The sequence below is a fragment of the Streptomyces sp. NPDC037421 genome (assembly GCF_055602105.1).
The window spans coordinates 321,805-327,886 of the sequence record NZ_JBVJWV010000003.1 but is presented as its reverse complement, the minus strand read 5'-3'; the positions used below and the strand labels follow the sequence as shown (position 1 = coordinate 327,886).

Annotated in this window: 6 protein-coding genes; 4 read left to right on the top strand and 2 right to left on the bottom strand. The window is 76.0% G+C overall.

Annotated elements, in window-relative coordinates; genetic code table 11:
• Positions 1 to 66 precede the first annotated feature (66 nt).
• Positions 67 to 678: a DUF6518 family protein gene (locus tag ACZ7IF_RS06940; RefSeq protein WP_470964258.1), complete on the bottom strand. Its 612-nt coding sequence runs from the start codon at positions 676 to 678 to the stop codon at positions 67 to 69.
• A gap of 231 nt (positions 679 to 909) precedes the next feature.
• Here ACZ7IF_RS06940 and ACZ7IF_RS06935 point away from each other — a divergent pair, with 231 nt between their 5' ends.
• The 4 genes from ACZ7IF_RS06935 (at position 910) to ACZ7IF_RS06920 (ending at position 4,256) form a co-directional block, all read left to right on the top strand.
• Positions 910 to 2,196 carry a cytochrome P450 gene (locus ACZ7IF_RS06935; protein WP_470964255.1) on the top strand — a complete coding sequence of 429 codons (1,287 nt, stop codon included), beginning with the start codon at positions 910 to 912 and terminating at the stop codon, positions 2,194 to 2,196.
• Positions 2,193 to 3,431: a cytochrome P450 gene (locus ACZ7IF_RS06930; protein WP_470964252.1), complete on the top strand. Its 1,239-nt coding sequence runs from the start codon at positions 2,193 to 2,195 to the stop codon at positions 3,429 to 3,431. The genes ACZ7IF_RS06935 and ACZ7IF_RS06930 overlap by 4 nt, the downstream gene beginning before the upstream one ends.
• Before the next feature lie 86 nt (positions 3,432 to 3,517).
• Positions 3,518 to 3,820, top strand: a complete 303-nt coding sequence (locus tag ACZ7IF_RS06925) for a DUF1876 domain-containing protein (RefSeq protein WP_362464027.1) — start codon at positions 3,518 to 3,520, stop codon at positions 3,818 to 3,820.
• 61 nt (positions 3,821 to 3,881) lie between these two features.
• Entirely contained in the window at positions 3,882 to 4,256 is a 375-nt protein-coding gene (locus ACZ7IF_RS06920; protein ID WP_470964249.1) for a hypothetical protein, read from the top strand.
• A 15-nt stretch (positions 4,257 to 4,271) separates the two neighbouring features.
• On the opposite strand, the gene ACZ7IF_RS06915 is transcribed toward ACZ7IF_RS06920, so the two are convergent.
• On the bottom strand, positions 4,272 to 6,080 hold the full coding sequence (locus tag ACZ7IF_RS06915) for a complex I subunit 5 family protein (RefSeq protein ID WP_470964246.1): 1,809 nt from the start codon (positions 6,078 to 6,080) through the stop codon (positions 4,272 to 4,274).
• Positions 6,081 to 6,082: the final 2 nt, after the last annotated feature.

Genomic DNA, 6,082 nt, shown 5'->3' with positions numbered 1-6,082 from the left:
GGGAAGGGGCTTTGTCACCGGCTTTTGAAACGGCAATGCCTCCCGGGGTTGTTCCCCCCGGGAGCCTCACCCGGAAACCCGCCGCCGCAACCCCCCCCCGGCGGCCGCGGCGGTCGCGGCGAACACGGCGGCCGCGGCCACCGCCGCCCAGCGCACCAGGTTCCACGTCAGCCCCACCACGGGTTCCCGGGACGCGGCCTCGACCCGCAGCCGCATGGTGGTCTCCACGAAGGCCATCGCCGGGAGCAGCAGCCGGAAGGGAAGACCCCGCGGCCCGCGCTCCCGGGCCAGGCTGCCCATCAGCCCCAGCACGGGCCCCAGGAGCCCGGCCGCGATGCCCCACACCAGCAGGCCGGAGTGGTTGAAGGACTCCGAGAGCTGCCGGGGGTCCGATCCTCCCAGGTCCAGGCCCCGCATCCCGTTGTGCGCGGACTTCGTGAGGTAGTAGGCCACCACGCCCGCGAAGAGCGACACCGTGGCGAGGACCACGGACTCCGTCCTCGATCTCCGCGCGGCGCCGACGGCGAAGGCGAACGCCGCCCACACCCAGCCGGCGGACAGCAGGACGTGCACCGCGTGCCCGATCGCCCCGCCACCGGTGGCGAGGAGCGGCGGGACGAACCCGAGGGCCACCCCGCACAGCACGGCGACGGCGGACACCAGGACGCGTGATTTCAAGGAGGGCCTCGGATCCGTCCGGAAATGATCGCAAACGCTCATCATCGGCAACCCTGGTTCGCCGACGGCGTGTTCACCACGCGATGTCGGCTCAAGGCGCCCTCGTACGTGGGCGCGGGCCCGCGTACAGTCCGTGCTGCCCGACCTCTGCCGGACAGGAGAACAGCCTTGGCCACACACGCCGTTACCGGGCAGCCCGCCCGGGGGGAGGCTTCCGGAGGGGGCCTGCCGGTGCCCGAGCTCGACGCCGCCGACGTCGAGCGGTGGCGGGCCGGCGGGGGCGAGCTGATCGAGCTGCTGGGCCTGGCGCGCGAACGGCTCGGCGGCCTCGCCGCCGTCCGGATCGGGCCGGAACCCACCGTGCTGGTCACCGGGCCGGAGGCCGTGCAGCACGTACTGGCCCGCAACCCCGACGGGTACGTCAAGCGCTCCCACCGGGCCCGCCTGCTGATCGGCGACGGGCTGCTCGCCGCGACCGGTGACGCGTGGAAACGCCAGCGGAGGCTGCTCCAGTCGCAGTTCACCGGTACGGGCATGCGCCGCTACGAGCGGCGGATCGCCGCGGCGGCCCGCACCACGGCGGAGCGCTGGGCCGGGTACGCGCGCGGCGGGGAGGTCTTCGACGTCGGCGAGGAGATGCGCCGCTTCGCCCTGGACACCATCTGGCGCGCGCTCACCGGCCACCCCCTGGACGACGGCACCGCGCTGGAACTCACCTCCGTCGCGGCCGTGGTGGCGGCGCTGCCGAGCCTGCCCGCCGACGAGGTCGAGGCCCGGGGTTCGGTGGCCGCCGACCTCGCCCGGATCGACGCGGTCGCCCGGCAGGCCGTGGCCGCCGCCCGGGACCGGGAGGCGGGGCCGGAGGGGCCGGGGCTGCTCCAGGTGCTGGTGGAGGCCTCCGACACGTACCCGCAGTACACGGACCGGCTGCTGCGCGACGAGCTCGTCACGCTGCTCGTCGCCGGGCACGAGACCACCGCCACCACCCTGACCTGGCTGTACCTGCTCCTCGACCGCCACCCCTCGGCCCGCGAGGAGGCCCTCGCCGCCGGCCCGGAAGGCTCGCCGGAGCGCCGGGAGGCCGTGCAGGCGCTGGTCAGCGAGACGCTGCGGCTCTACCCGTCGGCCTGGATCCTGCCCCGGCACGCGGCCGTGGCCGACACCATCGCCGGCCACGCCGTCCCGGCGGGGGCGGACCTGCTGGTCTGCCCGTACCTGACGCACCGCGACCCGGAGCTGTGGCCGGACCCCGGGCGCTTCGACCCGGGGCGGTTCACCGCCCCGGGCGGCCGGCCCTCCCGGCAGGGCGCCTACCTGCCCTTCGGCATGGGCCCCCGGGCCTGCCTCGGCACGCAGTTCGCCCTGCGCGAGTCGACCGCCCTGCTGGAGCTGCTGCTGCCCCGCCACGTGCCGGTGTTCGACTCCGTCCCCACCGGGGCCGCGTACGGCATCACGGTCCGTCCGGACGGCCCGGCCCCGGCGCGCCTGGCCCCCTCGCCCCACGGGAGGTCCGTGTGACCACCCTGCCCGAGCGGACGCCGGGACACGACTGGCGCGACGACCTGTACCGCGACCCGTACCCGCTGTACGCCCGGGCCCGCCGGACCGAGGGGCTGACGTACCTGCCCGCGTTCGACGCCTGGCTGGTGGCGCGCGACCGGGACGTACGGGAGGTGCTGCTGCGCGCGGAGGACTTCTCCTCGGTGAACGCCCTGACCCCCGACGTCGCGCTCCCGGACGCCGTGCTCGGGGTGCTGGCGGGCGGGTTCGGGCCCCGGCCCACCGTCGTCTCCTCGGACGGCGCCGCCCACCGCCGGCACCGGGCCCCGCTCAACCGGGGGCTGTCCTCCGCCCGGGTGGCGGCGCTGCTCCCGCACGCCCGCGGCTGCGCGCGGGAGCTGGTGGACGGCCTGCCCGCGCACGGGCCGGCCGAGCTGGTGGGGGCGTACGCCCGGCAGTTGCCGGGGCGGGTGATCGGGCGGCTGATCGGGCTGGACCCGGCGGACGTGCCGGCCGCCGTGCACGGCGGCTACCGGGCGGAGGAGCTGCTGTTCCGGCCGCTGTCGGCGCAGGAACAGGTGGCGGCCGCCGAGGACGTGGTCGCCCTGCAGCGGCTGCTGGACGGATACGTGCGCGCGCGGCGCGAGCGGCCCCGGGACGACCTCTGCTCGGCCATGGTCGCGGCCCTGGCCCCGGGAACCGGTGAGCTGAGCGTCGAGCAGCGCCACGAACTGGTGGCGAACCTGCAGAACCTGCTCATCGCCGGCTTCCTCACCACCAGCGCGCTCATCGCCACCGCCCTGATGCACCTGCTCGGCGACCGGCGGCAGTGGCGGATGCTCCGCGACGACCCGTCCTTGGTCCCGGCGGCGGTGGAGGAGGCCGCACGCCACGACGCGGCCGTACAGGCCTTCCGGCGCAGGACCACCCGGCCGGTGACGCTGGCCGGGACCAGGCTGCCGGCCGGGGCGACCGTGCTGGTGGCGTACGGGTCGGCGAACCGCGACGAGCGGCGCCACGAGCGCGCCGACGAGTTCGACATCGGCCGTGGGGCCGCCGGGCACCCCCACCTGGCCTTCGGGTACGGGCCCCACGGCTGCCCCGGCTCCCGGCTGGCCCGCGAGCAGCTGCGACTGACCCTCGACCTGTTCGTCCGCCGCCTGCCGGGGCTGCGGCTGGACGGGCAGCGGCCGCCGCGGATGCGTCCCACCCTGATCCACCGGTCGCCGGAGGAGCTGTACGTGTCCTGGTGAACGCGGTGCCGGCCCTGCCGTGGCCGCGCCGGCCCGGGCGGGGGGATCCTGGTAGCAGGAGGCTCCGGGAGGTCAGGAGGCACGCCATGTCACACGCCGAGGAATGGAAGGTCGGCGTCTACCTCATCGAGGAGGACGGTACGACCAAGGCCCGGGCGGTACTGGAGACCGGCAAGGACACGCTGGTCGGCCGGGGCCGGGCGCGGTGCAACCCGCAGGACGTGGAGGTCCCCGCGATCGGTGACGAGCTGGCGGCGAGCCGGGCGATGCGGGACCTGGCCGGTCAGCTGAGCCGGGCCGCCGACAAGGACCTGGCCGCGCTGGGCGCCGTACCGCAGGCGCCGCGCACCGGGTACGGCTGGCCGGACGACTCCGGCGGCGGCCGGTAGGCGGCCGCGCCGGGGACCGGCCGGGAGGTGTGCGGCGGCCCGTGGCGGGCAGGCGTCCGGCATGGTCTTCCGTCATCCGGCGAAGAAGGGCGAGGACGGCGGGCGGGCCGGCCGCTTCGAGCGGCTGGCCGAGCTCGCCTCCAATTTCACCAGTTCCGCCGTCTTCTCCGCCTTGTGCGTGGCCCTGGTGGCCTGTTTCGTCGTCGTCCACGTCCTGGGTCTGCCCACGGAATGGCAGCACCTGGCGGGCGACTCGATCGGCGCGGTGGCCCTGTTGCTGCTGGCCCTGCTGAAGAACTCCGAGCGGCGCGCCGAGCACGCCATCCAGCGCAAGCTCGACGCGATCGCCGGGGCCCTTCTGGAGGAGCGGGAGGGCAAGGAGAGCGAGGCCCACGAGGACCTGGAGTCGGCGATCCGGATGGAGGAGCGGCTCTAGGGAGTGTCCCTCGCCCTACAGCTGTACGGCGAGGGCGACCAGGAGCGCGGCCATGCCCACCGCCAGCCAGGCCAGGTAGTCGCCGAGCAGCCCCGAGTGCAGCCGGCGCAGCGGGAGCAGCAGGGCGGCCGCGGCCCTGCGCGGGGCCCCGCCGGGGCCGCGTACGGCGGTGGCGGCGAGCAGGCAGGCGAGGGCCGCGGAGGCCAGGCCGAGAGCGATGCCGGCCGGGGTCCATTCCATGGCGAGGGGTTCCTCCGCCGCCGCGGCCGTCCGGCCGGTGCCGCCCGCCGCGGCGGCGTATCCGGCCGGGTCGGTGAAGAGCCGCGCCCCGTGGCCCAGGCTCTCGGCGACGGCCGGGACGACGCCGACGAGCAGGCCGAGGAGCAGCAGGACGGCCGGTACGGCCACCATGGGCGGGTGCGGGGAGCGCTGGGCGGTACGGACCTCCGGTTCCTCCCCCTCCCCCGTGGTCTCGGCGTCGCGCGGGCCCGGGCGCGGGGGCGGGCCCGCGCCCAGGAAGATCCGGGCGGCGGCCCGCAGCAGGGTGGCGCCCGTGACGGCCGAGGTGACGAGGAAGACCGGGGTCAGCGCATGGCCCGCCGCCTCCTCGCCGAGGGCCTTGCCGAGGCCCGCGCCGAAGGGCGGCAGGCCGGCCAGGGCGAGGGCTCCGAGGGCGAAGAGCACGCCGAGGGCGCGGTGGGCGCGGGCCTTGCCGTGGAGGCCGTGCTCGTCCACCGAGCCGTACTGGTCGAGGAGCACCCCGCTCAGCGCGAACAGGGCCGCCTTCGCGCAGCCGTGCCCGGCGACGTACACGGCGGTGGCGCCGGTGCCGGCCGGGGTGAGCAGGGCGACGCCGATGAGGAACAGTCCGACGTGGCTGACGGTGGAGAAGGCCAGCATCCGCTTGAGGTGCCGCTGCGGCCAGCACATGAGCGCGCCCAGCAGGGCGGTGGCCACCCCGACGGTGACGAGGGTGGTGCGGAATGCGTCGTGCGGGATGCCGCCGGGGCCGGCGAAGACGGTCCAGTAGACGCGCGCGGCCCCGTACACGCCCAGCTCGACCATCACCCCGGACATCAGCATGCACACCGGGGTCGGTGCGACGGCGTGCGCGTCGGGCAGCCAGAAGTGGAAGGGCGCGGCGGCGGCCTTCACCAGGAAGGCGGTGGTCACGAGGACGAAGGCGACGACGGTGAGGGCGTCGGCCCGCTCGCCCGCGAGCCGCTCGCCGAGCCGGGCGAGGTTCAGCTCGCCGGTGCGGGCGTACAGCAGGGCGATGCCCAGGAGGCAGCCGTAGGCGGCGAAGGAGGTGACGATGCCGAAGGTGAGGGCGCCCTGGAGCGGGCGCGGGTCCTCGATGCGGTAGCCGGTGAGGGCGTACGCGGCCACGCTCATCAGCTCGAAGAAGACGAAGGCGTTGAACAGGTCGGCGGTGAGGGCGAAGCCGGTCATGCCGGCCTCGAAGAGCAGGATCAGGGCGGGGAAGGTCCCGGCCCGGTCCCCGGACGGCTCGTCGAAGTAACGCCAGGAGTACACGATGACGGCCAGGACGAGCACGGCGGCGAGCAGCGCCAGGCCGGCGCCGAGGGGGTCCGCCGTCAGGACGATCCCGACGGGCGCGGGAACCGCGCCGAGCCGGACGCTCGCCCGGTGCCCGGCGTGCGGCCACAGCAGCACGAGAGCGCCGAGGCAGGCGGCGGCGGTCGCGGTGGCGAGCACGTCGCAGCCGAGCCTGGGCAGCCGGCGGCCGGCCACGGCCAGCAGGGCGGCGCCCGTGAGCGGGACGGCCACGGCGAGCGGGAGGAGGGCCTGGGCGGACGGCATGC

Coding starts and splice junctions, on each gene's coding strand:
- ACZ7IF_RS06915 (WP_470964246.1), bottom strand. CDS start 6,080: ATGCCGTCCGCCCAGGCCCTCCTCCCGCTCGCCGTGGCCGTCCCGCTC.
- ACZ7IF_RS06920 (WP_470964249.1), top strand. CDS start 3,882: ATGGTCTTCCGTCATCCGGCGAAGAAGGGCGAGGACGGCGGGCGGGCC.
- ACZ7IF_RS06925 (WP_362464027.1), top strand. CDS start 3,518: ATGTCACACGCCGAGGAATGGAAGGTCGGCGTCTACCTCATCGAGGAG.